Annotated in this window: 17 protein-coding genes; 6 read left to right on the top strand and 11 right to left on the bottom strand. The window is 67.1% G+C overall.

Annotated elements, in window-relative coordinates; genetic code table 11:
* Positions 1-31: 31 nt before the first annotated feature.
* Both U858_RS0116940 and U858_RS0116945 read right to left on the bottom strand, forming a co-directional pair.
* Positions 32-580 (bottom strand): hypothetical protein, encoded by a 549-nt coding sequence (locus U858_RS0116940; protein WP_025138338.1) that lies wholly within the window; start codon positions 578-580, stop codon positions 32-34.
* A 114-nt stretch (positions 581-694) separates the two neighbouring features.
* Positions 695-1,264 (bottom strand): carboxypeptidase-like regulatory domain-containing protein, encoded by a 570-nt coding sequence (locus tag U858_RS0116945; RefSeq protein WP_025138339.1) that lies wholly within the window; start codon positions 1,262-1,264, stop codon positions 695-697.
* A gap of 105 nt (positions 1,265-1,369) precedes the next feature.
* Here U858_RS0116945 and U858_RS0116950 point away from each other — a divergent pair, with 105 nt between their 5' ends.
* Positions 1,370-1,933 carry a TetR/AcrR family transcriptional regulator gene (locus U858_RS0116950; protein WP_232786553.1) on the top strand — a complete coding sequence of 188 codons (564 nt, stop codon included), beginning with the start codon at positions 1,370-1,372 and terminating at the stop codon, positions 1,931-1,933.
* Positions 1,934-1,987: 54 nt separating this feature from the next.
* Here the strand turns inward: U858_RS0116950 and U858_RS0116955 are convergent, their stop codons facing one another.
* Entirely contained in the window at positions 1,988-3,028 is a 1,041-nt protein-coding gene (locus tag U858_RS0116955; RefSeq protein ID WP_232786554.1) for a tripartite tricarboxylate transporter substrate-binding protein, read from the bottom strand.
* Between the two features lie 98 nt (positions 3,029-3,126).
* Entirely contained in the window at positions 3,127-3,546 is a 420-nt protein-coding gene (locus U858_RS33765; RefSeq protein ID WP_025138342.1) for a DUF4440 domain-containing protein, read from the bottom strand.
* 139 nt (positions 3,547-3,685) lie between these two features.
* Between U858_RS33765 and U858_RS0116965 the strand changes: the two genes are divergently transcribed.
* Complete coding sequence (locus U858_RS0116965) at positions 3,686-4,570, top strand: LysR family transcriptional regulator (RefSeq protein WP_025138343.1); 885 nt, start codon at positions 3,686-3,688, stop codon at positions 4,568-4,570.
* A 39-nt stretch (positions 4,571-4,609) separates the two neighbouring features.
* Here the strand turns inward: U858_RS0116965 and U858_RS0116970 are convergent, their stop codons facing one another.
* The 6 genes from U858_RS0116970 to U858_RS0116995 form a co-directional block, all read right to left on the bottom strand.
* Positions 4,610-5,542, bottom strand: coding sequence for an ABC transporter ATP-binding protein (locus tag U858_RS0116970; RefSeq protein WP_051593604.1), 933 nt, complete (start codon positions 5,540-5,542; stop codon positions 4,610-4,612).
* Positions 5,543-5,685: 143 nt separating this feature from the next.
* Positions 5,686-6,672 (bottom strand): ABC transporter ATP-binding protein, encoded by a 987-nt coding sequence (locus U858_RS0116975; protein WP_025138345.1) that lies wholly within the window; start codon positions 6,670-6,672, stop codon positions 5,686-5,688.
* Position 6,673: 1 nt separating this feature from the next.
* Positions 6,674-7,567 (bottom strand): ABC transporter permease, encoded by an 894-nt coding sequence (locus U858_RS0116980; RefSeq protein ID WP_025138346.1) that lies wholly within the window; start codon positions 7,565-7,567, stop codon positions 6,674-6,676.
* Position 7,568: 1 nt separating this feature from the next.
* Positions 7,569-8,486, bottom strand: coding sequence for an ABC transporter permease (locus U858_RS0116985; RefSeq protein ID WP_025138347.1), 918 nt, complete (start codon positions 8,484-8,486; stop codon positions 7,569-7,571).
* Positions 8,487-8,574: 88 nt separating this feature from the next.
* Positions 8,575-10,170, bottom strand: coding sequence for an ABC transporter substrate-binding protein (locus U858_RS0116990; protein WP_025138348.1), 1,596 nt, complete (start codon positions 10,168-10,170; stop codon positions 8,575-8,577).
* Between the two features lie 182 nt (positions 10,171-10,352).
* On the bottom strand, positions 10,353-11,123 hold the full coding sequence (locus U858_RS0116995; protein WP_198529734.1) for a GntR family transcriptional regulator: 771 nt from the start codon (positions 11,121-11,123) through the stop codon (positions 10,353-10,355).
* A 200-nt stretch (positions 11,124-11,323) separates the two neighbouring features.
* Between U858_RS0116995 and U858_RS0117000 the strand changes: the two genes are divergently transcribed.
* The 3 genes from U858_RS0117000 to U858_RS0117010 all read left to right on the top strand — a co-directional run bounded on the left by U858_RS0117000 (position 11,324) and on the right by U858_RS0117010 (position 14,789).
* On the top strand, positions 11,324-12,505 hold the full coding sequence (locus U858_RS0117000; protein WP_029953991.1) for an alanine--glyoxylate aminotransferase family protein: 1,182 nt from the start codon (positions 11,324-11,326) through the stop codon (positions 12,503-12,505).
* Positions 12,506-12,578: 73 nt separating this feature from the next.
* Positions 12,579-13,637, top strand: a complete 1,059-nt coding sequence (locus U858_RS0117005) for a serine hydrolase (protein ID WP_025138350.1) — start codon at positions 12,579-12,581, stop codon at positions 13,635-13,637.
* Positions 13,638-13,778: 141 nt separating this feature from the next.
* Entirely contained in the window at positions 13,779-14,789 is a 1,011-nt protein-coding gene (locus U858_RS0117010; protein ID WP_025138351.1) for an aldo/keto reductase, read from the top strand.
* An 88-nt stretch (positions 14,790-14,877) separates the two neighbouring features.
* Here the strand turns inward: U858_RS0117010 and U858_RS0117015 are convergent, their stop codons facing one another.
* Positions 14,878-15,450, bottom strand: coding sequence for a TetR/AcrR family transcriptional regulator (locus tag U858_RS0117015; RefSeq protein ID WP_025138352.1), 573 nt, complete (start codon positions 15,448-15,450; stop codon positions 14,878-14,880).
* Positions 15,451-15,744: 294 nt separating this feature from the next.
* On the opposite strand from U858_RS0117015, the gene U858_RS0117020 reads away from it, so the two are divergent.
* Positions 15,745-16,839 carry an efflux RND transporter periplasmic adaptor subunit gene (locus tag U858_RS0117020; RefSeq protein WP_232786555.1) on the top strand — a complete coding sequence of 365 codons (1,095 nt, stop codon included), beginning with the start codon at positions 15,745-15,747 and terminating at the stop codon, positions 16,837-16,839.
* Positions 16,840-16,916: the final 77 nt, after the last annotated feature.

Below are 16,916 nucleotides of genomic sequence, written 5' to 3' on the forward strand. Positions count from 1 at the left end.
GCCGGCGTTGCCGTCGGCCCGGATCAAGGCGTCAGTTGGCCCGGTAACCCTGGCTGTTCATGCAGGAATCCAGCGCGCGGTTGTAGGTGTCCACCATGACCTGCGTGGTCCATTGCGAGATCGTGGCCGGGTCGTAGCCGCTTTGGTTCATGGCCCAGCGGCGGCATTCGTTGGATGCGTTGGCCTGGGCCTTGTTGACCGGGGCGGGGGCCGAGTATTGCACCGGCGCGTATTGCGGTTCGGGCGCGGCATAGACCGGGGGCGCCGCATACACCGGCGGGGCGTCGTAGACGGGCGCGGCATACACCGGCGGGCTGTAGTAGGCCACGCCCGGCGCGTAGGTGGCCGTCTGCACATAGGTAGGGCCGGAATTGGCCGCCAGGATCAGCCCGGTGGCCGCCAGCGCCAGGGCGCCGCCGACCCACCAGCCGCTGCTGCCGCCGCCGTGGGAATGGTGGTATCCGCCACCGTGATAGCCGCCACCGTGGTAGCCGCCGCGATACCCGCCGGCGAGGGCGGGAGAACTTGCTACGGCCAATGCCAGCGCAACGCCGACCATCCGACCTGTAAACCGCTTCATGATCTTGCTCCTGATCCGCCAGGCTCCGCTTGTTGCAGCAGCTGGCGATATCCGTACTGTAACGCCGCCAGCGCGCAATAGTTGTGTCAAGAACTACGGAGATTTCAAGTGATTTCAGGGCTTTACGGCAGGCGCGGCGCTGTCCGTTGCGCGAATCGGCGTGCCTGATGGAGCAGGCCGGTCGCCGGTCGGTGCGACATCCTTGGCGCCCGGCTGGCCAGGCGCGGGCGGCTCGCGCATGAACGGCGATCCGCCCGGGTTGTTGCAAGAACGCGACTCTCCGGCCTTGAGATGAATGGCAGCATTGTCGTCAAACTTATCAGCGTTGCGGTCCTGCGTTTCGTAGGTTTCGTAGCCCGGTTTTTCGACGCACCAGTTCCAGAAAAAGACTTCCGATCCGTGGATCGCCAGGACCTCGAGGCGCCATTCGTGGCGCGCCTCGAAACGGGCGCGGCCATCGGCCGACGTGCGTGCTTCCTCGCGGAAGCGGTCAAAACCGTAGGGGTAGGCGCCCGCGATCAACACGACCCGCGCATCGCTGATGGGCTGCGAGGTTTCGTCCAGCACGGTGATGGTCGCTGCCGGTTGCAGGGTCTTGTGGGTGGGGTAGGGAATGCAGCCGGACAGCATCAGGGCCAACGCTGCGCCGCAACATATAGGGATAGAACGCAACAATCGCAACATTGCTCGCTTCTATGTATGTAGGAATGTATGGCAAAAATTTTGGAAGGATAGTAATTTCACGCGATGACGACGGCACTACCCCCCTCAATACCGCAAGACAAGCGTTTGACCAAAGGTGAACGCACGCGGCTGCAGCTCTTGGAAGTCGCGGCGGCGGAGTTCGCGGAACGCGGCTTCCAGCATACCCGCATCAGCGACATCGTCGCCCGCGCGGGCGTGACGCAACCGGTGTTCTATCAGTACTTCGCCAGCAAGCAGGCGGCCTACGACGAGCTCGTGGGCATGTTCGCGCAGCGGTTGCGCACTGAGGTCTGCCAGGCGCGGCTCGACGACGACCTGCAAGGCCTGCCGCAAGACGTGCGCATACGGCGCGGCGTCTGCAACTGGCTGGCGATCTTGCAGGAAGATCCCAACCTGACGCGCATCGGCTTTTTCCAGGTCGAGGCGGCCGAAACCTTGAAGGACGAGCTGGTGGTGATGATCGCGGAAAACGTGCGCATCGAGCAGCGCGCCGGTCTGTTCCGCCAGGACATCGCACCCGAATGGCTGGCCCATGCCTTCATGGGCGTCATCGAACGCTTCACCCGGCAGATGCCGGATGAACAGCAGCGCGAAGCGCTGGCCGACTTCATCACCAATATGTTCCTGGAAGGCGTGCGGCAGCGCTGACGCCGTCACGCCAACGGCAACGCCGTGGCGGCGGACGCCACGGCGTTGCGTCGTCTATTCGACGCGGGCGCCCGACGCGGCGACCAGCTTGCCCGCCGCGTCCCAATCCGCCTTGAGCAGGTCCTGGAATTGCGCGGGCGACTTGGCGTCGGCTTCGACGCCCAGCGACGCCAGGCGCGTCTGCACCTTCGGGTCGGCCAGCACCTTGTTGACGGCAGCGTTGATCTTGTCGCGTTCGGCGGGCGCAATGCCGGCCGGCGCCAACAGGCCCAGCCACGAATCGAAGGCATACCCCGGCAGGCCGCTTTCGGCCACGGTCGGCAGGTCCGGCGCAAAGCGCGAGCGCTGCTTGCCCGTATAGGCCAGGAACACCACGCGCGGGTCATTGCGGTAGCCGGTCACACCGATGGTCGCGGCCGTCACGGCAGCGACCCGGCCGGCCAGCAATTCGGTCACGGCATCGCCCGTCGACTTCATGGGAATGTGCTGCATCTGCGCGCCCGCGGCGGTCAGGAACGACGCCATGCCCAGGTGCGAGGCGCTGCCGTTGCCGGCCGACGCATAGTCGTAGGCGCCGGGCTTGGCCTTGACCGCCTGGATGAATTCGGTCGTATTGGCGGCCTTCAGCGCGGCGGACGCCAGGATGATGTAGCCGGTGTTGCCCAGATAGGCCACGCCGGTGAAATCCTTGTAGGGATCGTAGTTCAGGTTCTTGTACAGGTAGCCGGCGATATGGTGGCTGGCCGCGGCCAGCACCAGCGTGTTGCCGTCGGGCGTGGCGCGCGCCACCTGGGCGGTGCCCACGGTGCCGCCGGCGCCCGCGCGGTTCTCCACCACGATCGACGCGTTCAATGCCTGGCCCAGCTCGTCGCTGATGGCGCGGGCGATGGTGTCTTGCACGGCGCCGGTGCCGTACGGCACCACGATGCGGATCACGCGCTGCTCGGCGTGGGCGGTGCTCAGGCCGGCGCCGGCCAGGGCAGCCGTCAGGGCCAGCAAGACGGCGCGGCGGGCGGGGGATCGGGTTCGGTCGGAAGGTTCGGAGTGGGCGGCGCCGGACGGAATGAGGCGGGACGGGATGCGACGGGTAGGCATGGGACGGGGAAGCTCGTGAAGTGTTACGCGGCGTCGGACTCTACCGGCTCGGTCCGCGCGCACCAACGATTAATTCCCCGCTTGCTTATTCCCGTGCGTTATTGGGGCGCGTCTTCGTGCGCCGTCACCCAGGTTTCATGCAGGTGCCGCCAGCGGGGGTGGCCGTCCGCATCAGCGATGAAGGTCGCAGTGGCCCGCCGCACCGTCGCGCCGCCGTGCCAGGCGTGCGATTCGCGATAGGTCAACACCGCGGAATCTGTGCTGGCATGCAGCACCGCGAACTCGTCGATGCGGATGGAAAGCCCGGGCCGGCTGCCGGCCAGGCGTGCGAACAGGCCAGGCAGCGCGCCGTCGGGCAGCCGCTGCCCGTCGGTCGTGACCATGCTGAAGTCGTCGGAAAAATACGCCAGCAGGCGCGGCAGGGTGTCGGATGGCAGGCCGGTCTGGCCGATCCACTGTTCGATCAGGGCGTGGGCATCGTGCGCCGCTCGGCGGCAATGGTCGGAAAAATCTGGCATGAAGAAGGGACTCCGGCAGGGCGCCTGCGGCAGGGCGGGTGGATTTCGGAGCGCCATTCTAGAAATTGCATTGTTCGAAAAGAAGACCTGAAGGGTAGATATACTGTTCGTGAAATTTTGACAATCTACCGGGGCACGCATGATCAACCTGAACCGGCTGGCAATGTTCGTGGCCGTGGTCGACGCCGGCTCGTTCACGGCGGCGGCATTGGCCTTGGGCACCACCAAGGCGGTGGTCAGCTTCAATATCAAGCAGCTGGAACACGAACTGGGGGTGGCCCTGCTGGTGCGCAGCACGCGCCGGCTGGCCATGACCGAGGCGGGCGCAGGTTTCTACGCAGACTGCGCCAACCTGCTGCGCCAGGCCGATGCGGCGGTAGACACTGCGCGCGCCGGGCAGGGCGACTTGTCAGGCAGCCTGCGCGTGACGGCCAGTGTCGACTACGGCAACCGCGTCGTGGCGCCCGCGTTGGCGGCATTCGCGCGGCAGCATCCGGGGCTGCGCATCCACTACCAGGCGGGGTCGGCGCACGCAGACCTGATTTCAGAACGGCTGGACCTGGCCATCCGCGTGGGGGCGCAGGAAGACTCGCGCCACCGCGCCGCGCGCATCGGTGAATTCCAGCTATTGCTAGTGGCCGCGCCGGACCTGCTGGCACGCCATGGCATGCCGCGCACGGCCCAGGCGCTGGCCGCGCTGCCGTGGCTGGCCAACCGCGCGGGGCGTAGCGACCGCTGGCGGCTGGCCGACCGCAAAGGGCGCGAACACGAACTGCGGGTTGAACCCGTGGCGCAGGCAGATACCGCGTCGGCGCTGCTGGCGTTTGCCCTGGCGGGCTGCGGCGTGGCGGCGCTGCCGGACTGGCTGTTGCAGGAACCGCTGGCGCGCGGTGAATTGCGGCGGGTGCTGCCGTCCTACACCCTGCCGCCGCAGCCGGTGTACGCGGTGTACCCGGACACGCGCCACGTCAGCGCCAAGGTACGGCAGTTCATTGATTTCCTGCGAGAACGCAGCGGGGGTTGACGCGTTCGGCGCAACCCGCGTCCCGCGCTGCGGGGCGGGCTACGCCACAGTGGCACCGCCATGGTTCGCCGCGCGCAGCGCATCCGCCGGATAAAGATGGCACGCCACCACCGCCCCGTCACGCGGCGTCAGCGTCGGCCGGTCCTGGCGGCATTGCGGCATGGCGTGGCGGCAGCGCGGGTGGAACGGACAGCCAGGCGGCGGATGCAGCGGGTCGGGAAACGACAGCCCCAGCCCGGTATCCGGAATGCCCAGGCCCGGCTCGGGCGTCAGCACCGAGGCCAGCAGCGCCTGGGTGTAGGGATGGCGCGGGTCGTGGAACAGGCGCTCGGTCGGCGCGGATTCGACCACGCGGCCCAGGTACATCACCGCGACATGCGTGGCAATGTGCTCCACCACCGCCAGGTTGTGGCTGATGAACACATAGGTCAGGTTGAATTCCCGCCGCAGGTCCATCAGCAGGTTCATGATCTGCGCCTGCACGGATACATCCAGCGCGGACGTCGGCTCGTCGCAGATGACCAGTTCGGGGTGCATGACCAGGGCGCGGGCAATCGCCACGCGCTGGCGCTGGCCGCCCGACAGTTGCCCGGGCGTGTTGTGGGCCAGCCGCGGCGGCAGGCCCACGCGTTCGAGCATCTCGATGGCGCGACGCATGCCGGGGTTGGGAATGCCGTGCACTTCCAGCGGCAGCGACACGATGGACGCAATCGAGCGGCGCGGGTTCAAGGACGAATACGGGTCCTGGAAAATGGGCTGCACCCGCCGGGCCAGCGCGCGGCGGCTCAGTTGGCGAATGTCCTGGCCGCCCAGGTGGATGGCGCCCTGGGTGGGTGGAATCAGCCCCAGCAACACGCGCGCCAGGGTGGACTTGCCGCAGCCCGATTCCCCCACGATGCCCAGCACCGAGCCGCGCGGCACGTCCAGGTCCACGCCGTTGACGGCCTGCAAGGTGGTGCGCGGGCGGAACATGCCGGTGCGGATCGAAAACTGCCGGCTGACGTTCCGGGCCTGCAAGAGCGGTGCGGCGTCCGCCGACACGGGCGCGGCCGCGTCGAGCACGCCAGCGAGCGAGGCGCCGTGATTTTCCGTGGCGGATCGATTCAAGGGCGTGTTCATGCCAGGCCCCCATCCGTGCGGATGCAGCGCCATTGCGGTCCAGGCGCATGCCCATGCACCGGCACTGTGTCGCGGCATTGCGGCTGGGCGTGGGGGCAGCGGTCGATGAAGGCGCAGCCGCGCAATTCGCCCACCAGCGACGGGACCACGCCGGGAATGGTGCCCAGCGGCTGGCCCGGCGCGGTGCGCCCGGGCACGGGAATACAGCCCAACAGGCCCTGGGTATAGGGATGGCGCGGCGCGGCGAACAGGCCAGCCACCGGGCCTTCTTCGACGATCTGGCCGGCGTACATCACGGCCACCTGCCGGGCAATGCGCGCCACCACGCCCAGGTCGTGGGTGATGAGCACCATGGCGATGCCCAGCTCGGCCTGCAGGTCGGCCAGCAACCGCAGGATCTGCGCCTGGATGGTGACGTCCAGCGCGGTGCTGGGTTCGTCGGCGATCAGCAGTTCGGGGCCGCACATCAGCGCCATGGCGATCATGACGCGCTGGCGCAACCCGCCAGACAGCTGGTGCGGGTATTGGCCCAGGCGCTGCGCGGCCGATGCGATACCGACTTTTTCGAGCAGCTCGACCGCCCGGTCGCGCGCCTGCTGGCCGCTGGCCCGGCGGTGGTGAATGTAGTGTTCGGTCAGTTGGTCGCCGATGGGGTAGGCGGGGTTCAGCGCGGTCATGGGTTCCTGGAACACCATGGCCATCTTGTTGCCGCGCAGCGCATTGACGCGGCGCGGCCGGGCGCCGGACAGGTCTTCGCCCAGCACCGCCAGCCGGCGGGTGCTGCGGCGGGCCGCCTTGGGCAACAGGCCCATGATGGCGAGCGAGGTCATGGATTTGCCGCAACCCGATTCGCCCACCAGGCACAGCGTTTCGCCGCGCGCCACCTGGAACGACACGTCGCGCACCGCGTGCAGCGTGCCGCGCGGGGTGGCGATGTCCACGGTAAGGCCTTGTACGTCCAGCACGATGTCCGTGGCGCTCATGTCAGGCTCTCTCTTCGGGGGTCAGCAGTTGGTGCAGGCCGTCGCCCGCCAGATTGATCGCGAAGATCAGCAGCGCCAGGGCCGACCCGGGAATGGCGATCAGCCAGAACGAAAAGAACATATAGGCCTTGGCCTCGGAAATCATCAGCCCCCACGACGGCAGCGGCGGCTGCACGCCCAGGCCCAGGAATGACAGCGAGGCTTCCAGCAGGATGGCGCTGGCCGCTTCGAGCGTGGCGATGACGATCAGGTGCGGCACCACGTTGGGCAGCACTTCGCCCCAGACGATGCGCCAGGTGGACGCGCCGGCCGCCTGCGCCGCCGACACGTATTCCAGCGCCCGCACCTGTTGCGTGGCGCTGCGCATGACCACGGCGTAGCGGTCCCACTTGAGCAGGCCCAGCACCAGAATCACCACCCAGAGCGAGCCGCCGACGATGGCCACGGTGGCCAGCGCCACCAGGATCACCGGCATCGACAGGCGGGTGGTCACCAGGAACGACACGGCCATGTCGACCTTGCCGCCAAAGTAGCCGGCCGCCATGCCCATGGCGGTGCCGATCAGGCCGGAAATCAGCGCCACCGACAGGCCGATCAACAGCGAGATGCGGGCCCCGTAGAACAGGCGCGACAGGTAATCGCGGCCCAGCTGGTCGGTGCCCAGCGGATGCAGCCAGGTGCCCTTGGCGTACCAGACCGGCGGGGCGGTGCGGTAGGCCAGGTCCTGGTAGTAGGGGTCATGCGGCGAGATCCAGGGCGCGAACAGCGCGATCAACGTGATGATCAGCAGAATGCCGCCGCCGGCCAGCAGCGCCTTGTTGCGGCGCAGGCGGCGCCAGCGCAGGGCCGACGCGGTCAGTTCGGGCGATTGGGGGGCAAGGGTAGCGGTGGTCATGTCAGGACACCCGGATGCGCGGATCAAGCCACGCGTTGGCGATATCGGCGGCCAGCGTCAGCAGCACGTACAGCACCGACAGCAGCAGCACGATCAGCTGCATGACGGGGTAGTCCTTGTAGGTGATGCTCTGGTAGGCCAGGTAGCCCAGGCCGTCCAGCGCGTAGATGGTTTCAATGACGACGGACCCGCCCAGCAGGTAGCCCAGCTGCACCGCGGCCAGCGCCACCACCGGCACGATGGCGTTGCGCAACGCGTGCTTGAAGATGATCTTGCGGGCCGGCAGGCCCTTGGCCCGTGCGGTGCGGATGTAGTCGGCCCCCAGCACTTCGACCATGCCGGCCCGGATCAGCCGCATGAAGGCCGGCGCCACGTAATAGCCCAGCGCAATGGCCGGCATGACGAAATGCTGCCAGCTGCCGCTGCCCGACACCGGCAGCAGCCGCAGCGAGATCGAGAACAGCATGATGAGGATCAGCGCGAAGAAGAAATTCGGCAGCGCCTGCCCCAGCACCGCCACGGCCAGGCACAGGCGGTCGATCCAGCTGCCCTTGTACAGCGCGGCCAGCACGCCCAGCGGAATGGAGATGGCCAGTGCAAAGGCCAGCGCGCCCAGGCCCAGCAGCAGCGTGGTCTTGAGCTTGGACAGGATCAGCGGCCCGGCGTCGGTCTTGAAGTACACCGACGTGCCGAAGTCGCCTTGCAGGATGTGCCACAGCCAGTCGGCATACTGCACCACCAGCGGCCGGTCCAGCCCGTAGGTCTTGCGGATCATGTCGATGTCGGCCTGGCGCGCGCCTTCGCCCGCCAGCGCCAGCGCTGGATCGCCCGACAGGTGCAGCAGCAGGAAGGCCAGCACCGACACCGTCAGTGCCACCAGCACCGCCAGCCCCAGCCGCCTGATCGTGAAATAAAGCATGCGTGAATCTCCACCTGGCCCATGGCCCATGGCCCGTGATGCGGCTGGGGAGCTGTTCGCCGACCCCGGCCGCCAGTCCGTCAGCCGTTTATTTCCAGCTCATGTCCCAGAACCGGATCAATTCGTCCGAATAGGGCTTGAAGTTCAGGTCCTTGGTGGCCACGTAGTAGGCCGGCAGTGTCCAGAGCGGCACGGCGTAGGCCTTTTGCGCGATCAGGTCCAGCGCCTGCTTGTACAGGCCGTTGCGGGTGGCGCTGTCGATGGTGTGGTCGCCCTTGTCGAGCAGGTCGCGCACCTGCGCATCGCGGGTGACGTCGTCGTTGCCGAAGGCGAAGTACACCGGCGTGGACGCCGACACGTCGTTGACCAGGTTGGATGCCCAGGTCTGGTGGGTCAGCGCGGCCTTGTTGGCGCGGATCATGTCGCGCATGGCGGCGTATTGCAGGAAGTTGAGCTTGGCGCGGATGCCCACGGCCTGCAGGTAGTTGATGATGGCTTCGGTCTGGTTGCGTTCGCGGTAGGCGACGATGTCGATGTCAAAGCCATTGGGGTAGCCGGCCTCGGCCAGCAGCTTCTTGGACAGGGCCGGGTCGTACTTGTACGTGGGGGTGACGTCCTGCGTGCAGCTCGCTTGCGACGGCGTGCAGATGGCGTTGATCAGCCCACCGCCTTCGCCCACGATGTTCTTGAGCATGGCCTGCCGGTCGATCGCGTGGATGATGGCGCGGCGCACCCGTTCGTCTTTCAGTTGCGGGGCCGGCGTACCTTCCTGGATGTTCATCTGCATGAAGACGATGCGCATGGTGTCGCCGGTGACCATCTGCAGCGGCGGCAGGCCGCCCAGCTGTTCGGCCTGGTCTTTCGGCACGCTCATGATCAGGTCTTCGCCGCCCGAGATGACTTCGGCCATCTGCGTCTGGCGGTCGGGGATGAAGCGGATGACCACCTTGCCGATCTTGGGCTGCGCCTTGGGCGAGTCCTTGAAATAGTCGGTGTTGCGTTCCAGCGTGATGGACTTGCCGGGCTGGTAGTCCACCACCTTGTAGGGCCCGGAACCCACGGGTTTCGCGTTCATGCCCTTGGGGCCGACTTCCTGGTAGTACTTGGCCGGGTGGATGGCGGCGGTGGTGGACAGGTATTCCTTGGCGCCGGGGAAGGGTTCCTTGGTGGTCAGGCGCACCTTGTACTTGCCCAGCTTTTCGACCTTGTCGATCCAGGCCACGTTCTGCTGCGTGACCGCCTTGTTCTTCGGGTCGGCCACATAGTTCAGCGTGTACACGACCGAATCGGCGTCGAATTCTTCGCCGTTGTGGAATTTGACGCCTTCGCGCAGCTCGAATTCCAGGGTCTTGTCATCGACCTGGGTGAAGCTCTTGGCCAGCTGCCCCTTGTATTCGTTGGTGACCGGGTCGCGGTACAGCAGCGTGTCCCAGACGTTGGCGGCGATGATGACGCCGATGCGCACGTTGTTGTAGTACGGGTCGACGCTTTCGGGCGCCTGGTCGTAGGCCATGCGCAGGGTGTCGTCTTTCTTGCCGGCATGCGCGGGCAGGGCGGTGAGCGCGGCGGCGCCCAGCAGCAGGCTGGCCAGGGTACGCAAGGGCAGGCGCGGCAACGGCCGGCGCAACAGAGAGAAAGGCAACGGAAAGCGGAACGGAACGGAATTGACGCGGCGGTCGGCCATGGCGAGGCTCCTGTGGACCGGAACGGTGGAACGGAATACTGCCGGGTGCTGCATGAACCGAAGCGGCGTCTGGGCCGTCGGTTCACATGAATCAGTCACTGCGGTACTGCGTATCTAACGTCTCTGGGCCGGGATGCGCCACCCCGATTCTTATGGGTTTTGTCGTCGCGCCTGGGAAAGGCTTATGAAGAATCAGACGGGCTTGCTTGCAGGGCCGACACGCTTTTCAGCGCCGCCTCGCATTTGCGTTGCAGATGCTCGCGCATGATGCCGGCCAGGCGGTCGGCGTCGCGCGCTTGCAGGGCGTCGGCCATGTCGATGTGCTCGCGCATGGCCTGGTCCCACTTGCGCTGGTCTTCGTTGGACACGAAGCGCAGGTTCTGGATGCGTGCGTTCTGCGCGTCGTACAGCTGCTTGAGCAGGTGGTTGTGCGCGGCCAGGCTGATGCGTTCGTGGATGTCGCGGTTGGTGCGGAAATAGGTGGGCAGGTCGCGGCGGGCGTGGCTGGCCATCATCTCGAAGGTCAGTGCGCGGATCTCGGCGATTTCGGCGTCGGTGGCGCGTTCGCAGGCCAGCCGGCACGACATGGCTTCCAGGCCGCCGATGACCTCGAAGGCCTCGCGGATGTCGGCCACGCCCAGCGCCACCACCTGCGCGCCGCGGTTTGGTTCGATGCGCACCAGGCCTTCGGCGGCCAGCACCCGGAAGGCCTCGCGCAGCGGGGTGCGCGACACGCCCAGCCGGTCGCACAGGGCGCGTTCGTTCAAGCGGGCGCCCGGGGCGAATTCGCCCTGGATGATGCGTTCGCGCAGTTGCCCGGCCACGGTGGCGGGCAAGGTGCGGCCGGCCCCCGGCGCGGGGCGCGGCAGGTCGGTGGACGACCCGTCAGGGACGGCGCCGGCAGCCGGGGCTGCGGGCAGGGCGTCCGGCATCAGGCTGGGATCGCTGCGCATTGGTATACAAAAATTCCCCGTGTTTTTTCCGACTATAAACCGTGGCCCCAGCCTTTAATCATGGGTGAATACCCTAGCTTATAGGCTTAAAAACAATGGGATAGAGTGGCGCATGACGTAGCCGGGTTTGCCCCGATTGCGCCGTTGAACCGCTGCGCCTCTTTCGTTGGTATACAAAAAAATCCCCTCCAAGGCTACGCATGCATCCCCTTGAAACCTCTCGTTCCGGCCGGCATTTCCTGCAGATTCCCGGGCCTACCAACGTGCCCGACCGGGTGCTGCGCGCCATCGACCAGCCCACCATCGACCACCGCGGGCCGATGTTCGGCCAGTTGGGGCTGGCGGTGCTGGCGGCCTTGAAACCCGTGTTCCAGACCGAGTCGCCGGTGATCATCTTCCCGTCGTCCGGCACGGGCGCCTGGGAAGCCGCGCTGGTCAACACGCTGTCGCCCGGCGATCGCGTCTTGATGGTCGAAACCGGCCACTTCGCCAGCCTGTGGCGCAAGCTGGCCGGCCGTCTGGGGCTGGAAGTCGATTGCCTGGCGGGCGATTGGCGCCGCCCGGTGGATGCCGCAGCCATCGGCGCGCGGCTGGCCTTGGATGCGCAGCACGCCATCAAGGCCGTCTGCGTGGTGCACAACGAAACCTCCACCGGCGTCACCAGCGACATCGCCGCGGTGCGCGCCGCCATCGACCGCGCCGGGCATCCCGCCTTGCTGATGGTGGACACGATTTCGTCCCTGGGCTCGGTGGACTACCGCCACGACGAATGGGGCGTGGACGTCACCGTGGCCGGCTCGCAAAAGGGCCTGATGCTGCCGCCCGGCCTGGCCTTCAATGCCGTCGGGCCGCGTGCGCTGGCCGCCGCTGATTCGGCGCGGCTGCCGCGTTCGTACTGGGACTGGCGCGAGATGCTGGCCGCCAATGCGCGCGGCTATTTCCCGTACACGCCGTCCACCAATCTGCTGTACGGCCTGCATGAGGCGCTGGCCATGTTGCAGGCCGAAGGCCTGCCGCAAGTGTTCGCACGCCACCAGCGCCATGCCCAGGCCACGCGGCTGGCCGTGCAGGCCTGGGGGCTGGAACTGCTGTCGCTGGACCCGGCGGCCCACAGCCCCGCGTTGACGGCGGTGCTGATGCCGGCGGGCCACGGCGCGGACGCCTTTCGCAAGGTCGTGCTGGACCGCTTCGACATGTCGCTGGGGCAGGGCCTGGGGCAGTTGTCCGACCGCATCTTCCGCATCGGGCACCTGGGCCACTTCAATGACCTGACGCTATGCGGCACGCTGGCCGGCGTTGAAATGGGCCTGGCCGCGGCGGGCGTGCCGCACCGGCCCGGCGGCTTGCAGGCCGCCATGGAATTTCTGGCCAAGGCGCCCTGACGGCGCCGGCCCCCCACTTTGAACGGTGGCCGCGTCGGTTCATGGCGCGGTCACGCAACCACCAGGAAAAGCAATGAACGCGCTTATGCAGCAGGCGATCCAGTTCGCCAACGACCATGAATCCACCTGGGACCGCAGCGTCAACGGCGTCTTTGGCGTGCACCAGAACGACCCGCCGCCCTGGAACCGCCTGCTGGGCCCCATTCACGATCGCGGCCCGGTGTCGGGCGTGGTGGTGGTGGACGGCAAGACCGTGGCCGAATGGGGCGAACCCGAACGCGCCGACCTGACCTTCAGCGTGGCCAAGCTGTACCTGGCCATTCTGGCCGGCGTGGCCCACGACCGGGGCCTGTTGCCCGACGTGGACGAGCCCGTCGGCAAGCGCGTGCCGGGCATCGGCTTTGACGACGGCCAGAACGCCCGCATCACCTGGCGCCAGCTGCTGCAGCAGACCAGCGAATGGGAAGGCGAACGCTTCGGCGTATCGGACCAGGCCGACCGCTACCGCGCCGTCACCTTCGGCGTGCCGCCCGATGGCAAGAAGGGCGACGCGCGCCCCTTGCAGGCGCCCGGCACGTACTGGGAATACAACGACGTGCGCATCAACCAGCTGTCGTACGCGCTGCTGCACCTGTTTCGCAAGCCGTTGCCCGAGGTCTTTCGTGAAGCCGTCACGCGGCCGCTGGGCGCCAGCGAAAACTGGCAGTGGGTGGGCTACGACAACGCCTGGGTCGAGATCGACGGCCAACGCATGCCGTCGGTGCCGGGCGGCTCGCACTGGGGCGGCGGCATGTCCATCAGCGCGCGCGACCAGGCGCTGATCGGCCAGATGCTGCTCAACGATGGTTGCGCGGCCGACGGCCGGCGCATTCTGTCCAGCGAATGGCTGGCCGCCATGCGCACGCCGTGCGCCATCGCGCCGTACTACGGCTACCTGATCTGGCTGAACCACGAAGGGCGCGTGTTTCCCAGCGTGCCGGCGTCCAGCTTTTTCGGCGTGGGTGCGGGCAGTTCGTTCACCTGGGTCGAACCCGAACGCAAGATGGTCGTGATCGTGCGCTGGCTCAATTCGGCGCATGCCGATGCGCTGTTCGGCAAGATCCTGGCGGCCATCGACGCGCCGGCCAGCTGAACGAGCCTTGCCCCGGAATCCCTGCGGCCCGCAGGGATTTTCCGCGGCCTGTCAGCATTCTTCTGGCAACATGACCCATCCGCTCGCCGGGCAGCCGGCGGGCGTGTTCGCATTTGCCAAGCAACCAAGGACACATTCGCCATGAATTACCGCCGACTGGGAACCAGCAATCTCCGCGTATCGCCCCTGTGTTTGGGCACCATGATGTTCGGCGAGCAGACGCCGGACGACGAAGCCGCCCGCATCGTCGCGTCGGCCCGCGATCACGGCCTGAATTTCATCGACACGGCCGACGTCTACAACGAAGGCCGGTCCGAAGAAGTGGTGGGCAAGCTGCTGGCCGGACAGCGCCACGACTGGGTGCTGGCCAGCAAGATCGGCAACGTGGTGGGCAAGGCCCCGAACCAGTCGCGCTACTCGCGCCAATGGCTGATCCGCGGCGTCGAACAGAGCCTGTCGCGCCTGGGCACCGATTTCCTGGACATCCTGTACCTGCACCGCGACTACCACGAAGAAAACCTGGAAGAAGCGCTGTTCGCGCTGGGCGACCTGATCCGCGCGGGCAAGCTGCGCAGCTTCGGGCTGTCGAACTTCCGCGGCTGGCGTATCGCCGAAACCCTGCGCCTGTGCGAAAAGCTGGGCGTGCCGCAGCCGGTGGTGTGCCAGCCGTACTACAACATGCTGAACCGCGGCCCTGAAGTCGAGATCCTGCCGGCCTGCCAGCATTACGGGCTGGGCGTGGTGCCGTACAGCCCCATCGCCCGCGGCGTGCTCACCGGCAAGTACCTGCCGGGCCAGGCGCCCGCGGCGGATACCCGCGCCGGGCGGGGCGACCGCCGCATCCTGGCCACCGAATTCCGCGAAGAATCGCTGCAGATCGCCCAGCAGCTGGTGCAGCACAGCGCCGCGCGCGGCGTGCAGCCGGGACACTTCGCCACGGCCTGGGTGCTGGCCAACCCCATCATCACCAGCGTCATCGCCGGCCCGCGCACCCTGGCGCAGATGGACGATTACTACGCTGCGCTGGATGTGAAAATCACGCCCGAAGACGAAGCCCTGGTCGACACCTGGGTGACCCCGGGCCATGCGTCCACGCATGGCTACAACGACCCGAACTACCCGTTCTTTGGCCGTCCGGTAGCCACGGCGTGAAGTGAGAAGCGGCGGGATCTTGACCGGTCCCGCTGCGGTATCCCTGAGGATTGTTCGAGGTCGCTGAAGCGTCGGCGGCCCTTGCCGTTCAACGTGCTGTCGCCGTCGGTTCCCCGGCGATGCCGTGCAGCACCATCTGCTCGGCCATGGTCGCCAAGCCAAGCCGGGCGATGCGGCCGCGCCGCTCGGCATCGACCATGCTGGTGAGCACGGCCGTCAGTAGTTCGGACAGCGCCGCCGCCGGGATGTCCACGCGGAACGCGCCTTCACGCTGGCCGCGCAGGAAGAACGCGTCCAGCGTTTCCAGGTAGCCCGCCCAACTGTCCATGATGTCCGGCTGCATCTCGGTGTCCGGCTTCCAGTGGTACACCAGAAAAACCGCCAGTTCCTTGTGCGCCAGATGCTGTTCGATCAGGTTGCGCAGCGCCTCGCGCGGCGGCGCGCTATCCAGCTGTGAATTGGCCAGCGCCTGCTTCATCACCTGGGCCCCGTGCGTCATCAGGCGCGTCACCAATTGGTCCCGCGTCTGACAGAAACGGTACAGCGTGGCCTTGCTGACGCCCACCGCGCGGGCCAATTCCTGCAACGTGGCGCGCGGCTGGTCGACCATCGCCAGGGACAGCGCAATCAGCAGCCGTTCGTGGCCGGCATCGTCGGACATGGTTTCTCTCTCCCTCATTGTTCCGTTCTTGGGACGGTATTGGATCATGACTGATTCAATTTGCGCAAACTTGCGCCAAATTGGCAAGTAAAGACTTGTTAAGGTCTTAAAAGATACTACATAGAATTAAATGAATCATTATTGATTCAAATTAATCTATAAGGTAGCATTCAGACCTTATTCAGTTCAAGACGCCGCCGGCGGGAGGAAAGAGTGATCAAACATCAACCATGGCGTTGGCCCGTAGTCGCGGCGTTGACGGCTGTTGTGCTGGCCGGTTGCGGCCGTGGCGAGATGGCCGCGGGCCCGGCCGAGCCCCGGGCGGTGCAGGTCGTGGCGGTGCAGCCGCAGCGCTACGACCTGGCCAGCTCGCTGCCCGGCCGGGTCGAACCCATGCGGGTGGCCGAAGTGCGGGCGCGCGTCGCCGGCATCGTGCTCAGCCGCAATTTCGAGGAAGGCGCCGACGTCAAGGCGGGCGACGTGCTGTTCCGCATCGACCCGGCGCCCTTCAAGGCGGCGCTGTCGCGCGCCCAGGGCGAGCTGGCGAAGGCCGACGCGGCCCTGTCCGATGCCCAGGCGGTGCTGCGCCGCTACACCCCGCTGGTCAAGATCGAAGCCGTCAGCCAGCAGGACTTCGACACCGCCAGCGCGGCGGTCAAGAGCGCCCAGGCGGCGCGCCGCTCGGCCCAGGCCGACGTCGAGACCGCGCAGCTGAACCTGGACTACGCCACGGTCAAGGCGCCGATTTCCGGCCGCATCGGCCGCGCCCAGGTGACCGAAGGCGCGCTGGTCGGCCAGAACGAAGCCACCGTCATGGCCAAGATCCAGCAACTGGACCCGATCTACGTCGACTTCACCCAGCCGGTGGCCGACATGCTGCGCATGCGCGAAGCCATGCAGACGGGCGAGCTGGGCCAGGAAGAGGGCGCCGATATTTCCATCAGCATCGATGGCGCCGACCGCACCCGCAGCGGCCGCCTGCTGTTCTCGGACATCGCGGTGGATCGCGGCACGGGCCAGGTGTCGTTGCGCGGTGAATTCGCCAATCCCGACGTGCTGCTGCTGCCGGGCATGTATGTGCGCGTGCAGACCCGCCAGGGCGTCGACCCCCAGGCCATCCTGGTGCCGCAACGCGCCGTCACGCGCAGCACCGACGGCAAGCCGCAGGTGCTGCTGGTGGGCGAGGGCGACGTGGTGCAGACCCGCCTGGTGCGCACCGGCACCATGCGCGGCGCAGACTGGCACATCCTGGAAGGCCTGTCGGCCGGCGACCGGGTCATCGTCGGCGGGGTCAATGCCGCCGTGCCCGGCCAGAAGGTCAGCGTGACGCCCGCGCCGCAAGCCAAGGTCGCGGCCGTGCCGGGCGGGGACGCCGATGCGGTTCGCTGACCACCGCGCGCGGGTCATGCCGCAGACCCGCCCGTCTCCTTATGCGCCGCGGCCCTGCGCCGCGCGCCCGCCGGTGT

It is taken from the genome of Achromobacter sp. DH1f (assembly GCF_000633435.1).
Taxonomy (GTDB): domain Bacteria; phylum Pseudomonadota; class Gammaproteobacteria; order Burkholderiales; family Burkholderiaceae_B; genus Achromobacter; species Achromobacter deleyi.

What these genes read in the sequence shown, in the direction of transcription:
- U858_RS0116945 (WP_025138339.1), bottom strand. Translation starts at nt 1,264, where the DNA reads ATGTTGCGATTGTTGCGTTCTATCCCTATATGTTGCGGCGCAGCGTTG.
- U858_RS0116940 (WP_025138338.1), bottom strand. Translation starts at nt 580, where the DNA reads ATGAAGCGGTTTACAGGTCGGATGGTCGGCGTTGCGCTGGCATTGGCC.
- U858_RS33765 (WP_025138342.1), bottom strand. Translation starts at nt 3,546, where the DNA reads ATGCCAGATTTTTCCGACCATTGCCGCCGAGCGGCGCACGATGCCCAC.
- U858_RS0116985 (WP_025138347.1), bottom strand. Translation starts at nt 8,486, where the DNA reads ATGCTTTATTTCACGATCAGGCGGCTGGGGCTGGCGGTGCTGGTGGCA.
- U858_RS0116975 (WP_025138345.1), bottom strand. Translation starts at nt 6,672, where the DNA reads ATGAGCGCCACGGACATCGTGCTGGACGTACAAGGCCTTACCGTGGAC.
- U858_RS0116995 (WP_198529734.1), bottom strand. Translation starts at nt 11,123, where the DNA reads ATGCGCAGCGATCCCAGCCTGATGCCGGACGCCCTGCCCGCAGCCCCG.
- U858_RS0117010 (WP_025138351.1), top strand. Translation starts at nt 13,779, where the DNA reads ATGAATTACCGCCGACTGGGAACCAGCAATCTCCGCGTATCGCCCCTG.
- U858_RS0117020 (WP_232786555.1), top strand. Translation starts at nt 15,745, where the DNA reads ATGGCCGCGGGCCCGGCCGAGCCCCGGGCGGTGCAGGTCGTGGCGGTG.
- U858_RS0116970 (WP_051593604.1), bottom strand. Translation starts at nt 5,542, where the DNA reads ATGTTCCGCCCGCGCACCACCTTGCAGGCCGTCAACGGCGTGGACCTG.
- U858_RS0116980 (WP_025138346.1), bottom strand. Translation starts at nt 7,567, where the DNA reads ATGACCACCGCTACCCTTGCCCCCCAATCGCCCGAACTGACCGCGTCG.
- U858_RS0116955 (WP_232786554.1), bottom strand. Translation starts at nt 3,028, where the DNA reads ATGCCTACCCGTCGCATCCCGTCCCGCCTCATTCCGTCCGGCGCCGCC.
- U858_RS0117015 (WP_025138352.1), bottom strand. Translation starts at nt 15,450, where the DNA reads ATGTCCGACGATGCCGGCCACGAACGGCTGCTGATTGCGCTGTCCCTG.
- U858_RS0116990 (WP_025138348.1), bottom strand. Translation starts at nt 10,170, where the DNA reads ATGGCCGACCGCCGCGTCAATTCCGTTCCGTTCCGCTTTCCGTTGCCT.
- U858_RS0116965 (WP_025138343.1), top strand. Translation starts at nt 3,686, where the DNA reads ATGATCAACCTGAACCGGCTGGCAATGTTCGTGGCCGTGGTCGACGCC.
- U858_RS0117005 (WP_025138350.1), top strand. Translation starts at nt 12,579, where the DNA reads ATGAACGCGCTTATGCAGCAGGCGATCCAGTTCGCCAACGACCATGAA.
- U858_RS0117000 (WP_029953991.1), top strand. Translation starts at nt 11,324, where the DNA reads ATGCATCCCCTTGAAACCTCTCGTTCCGGCCGGCATTTCCTGCAGATT.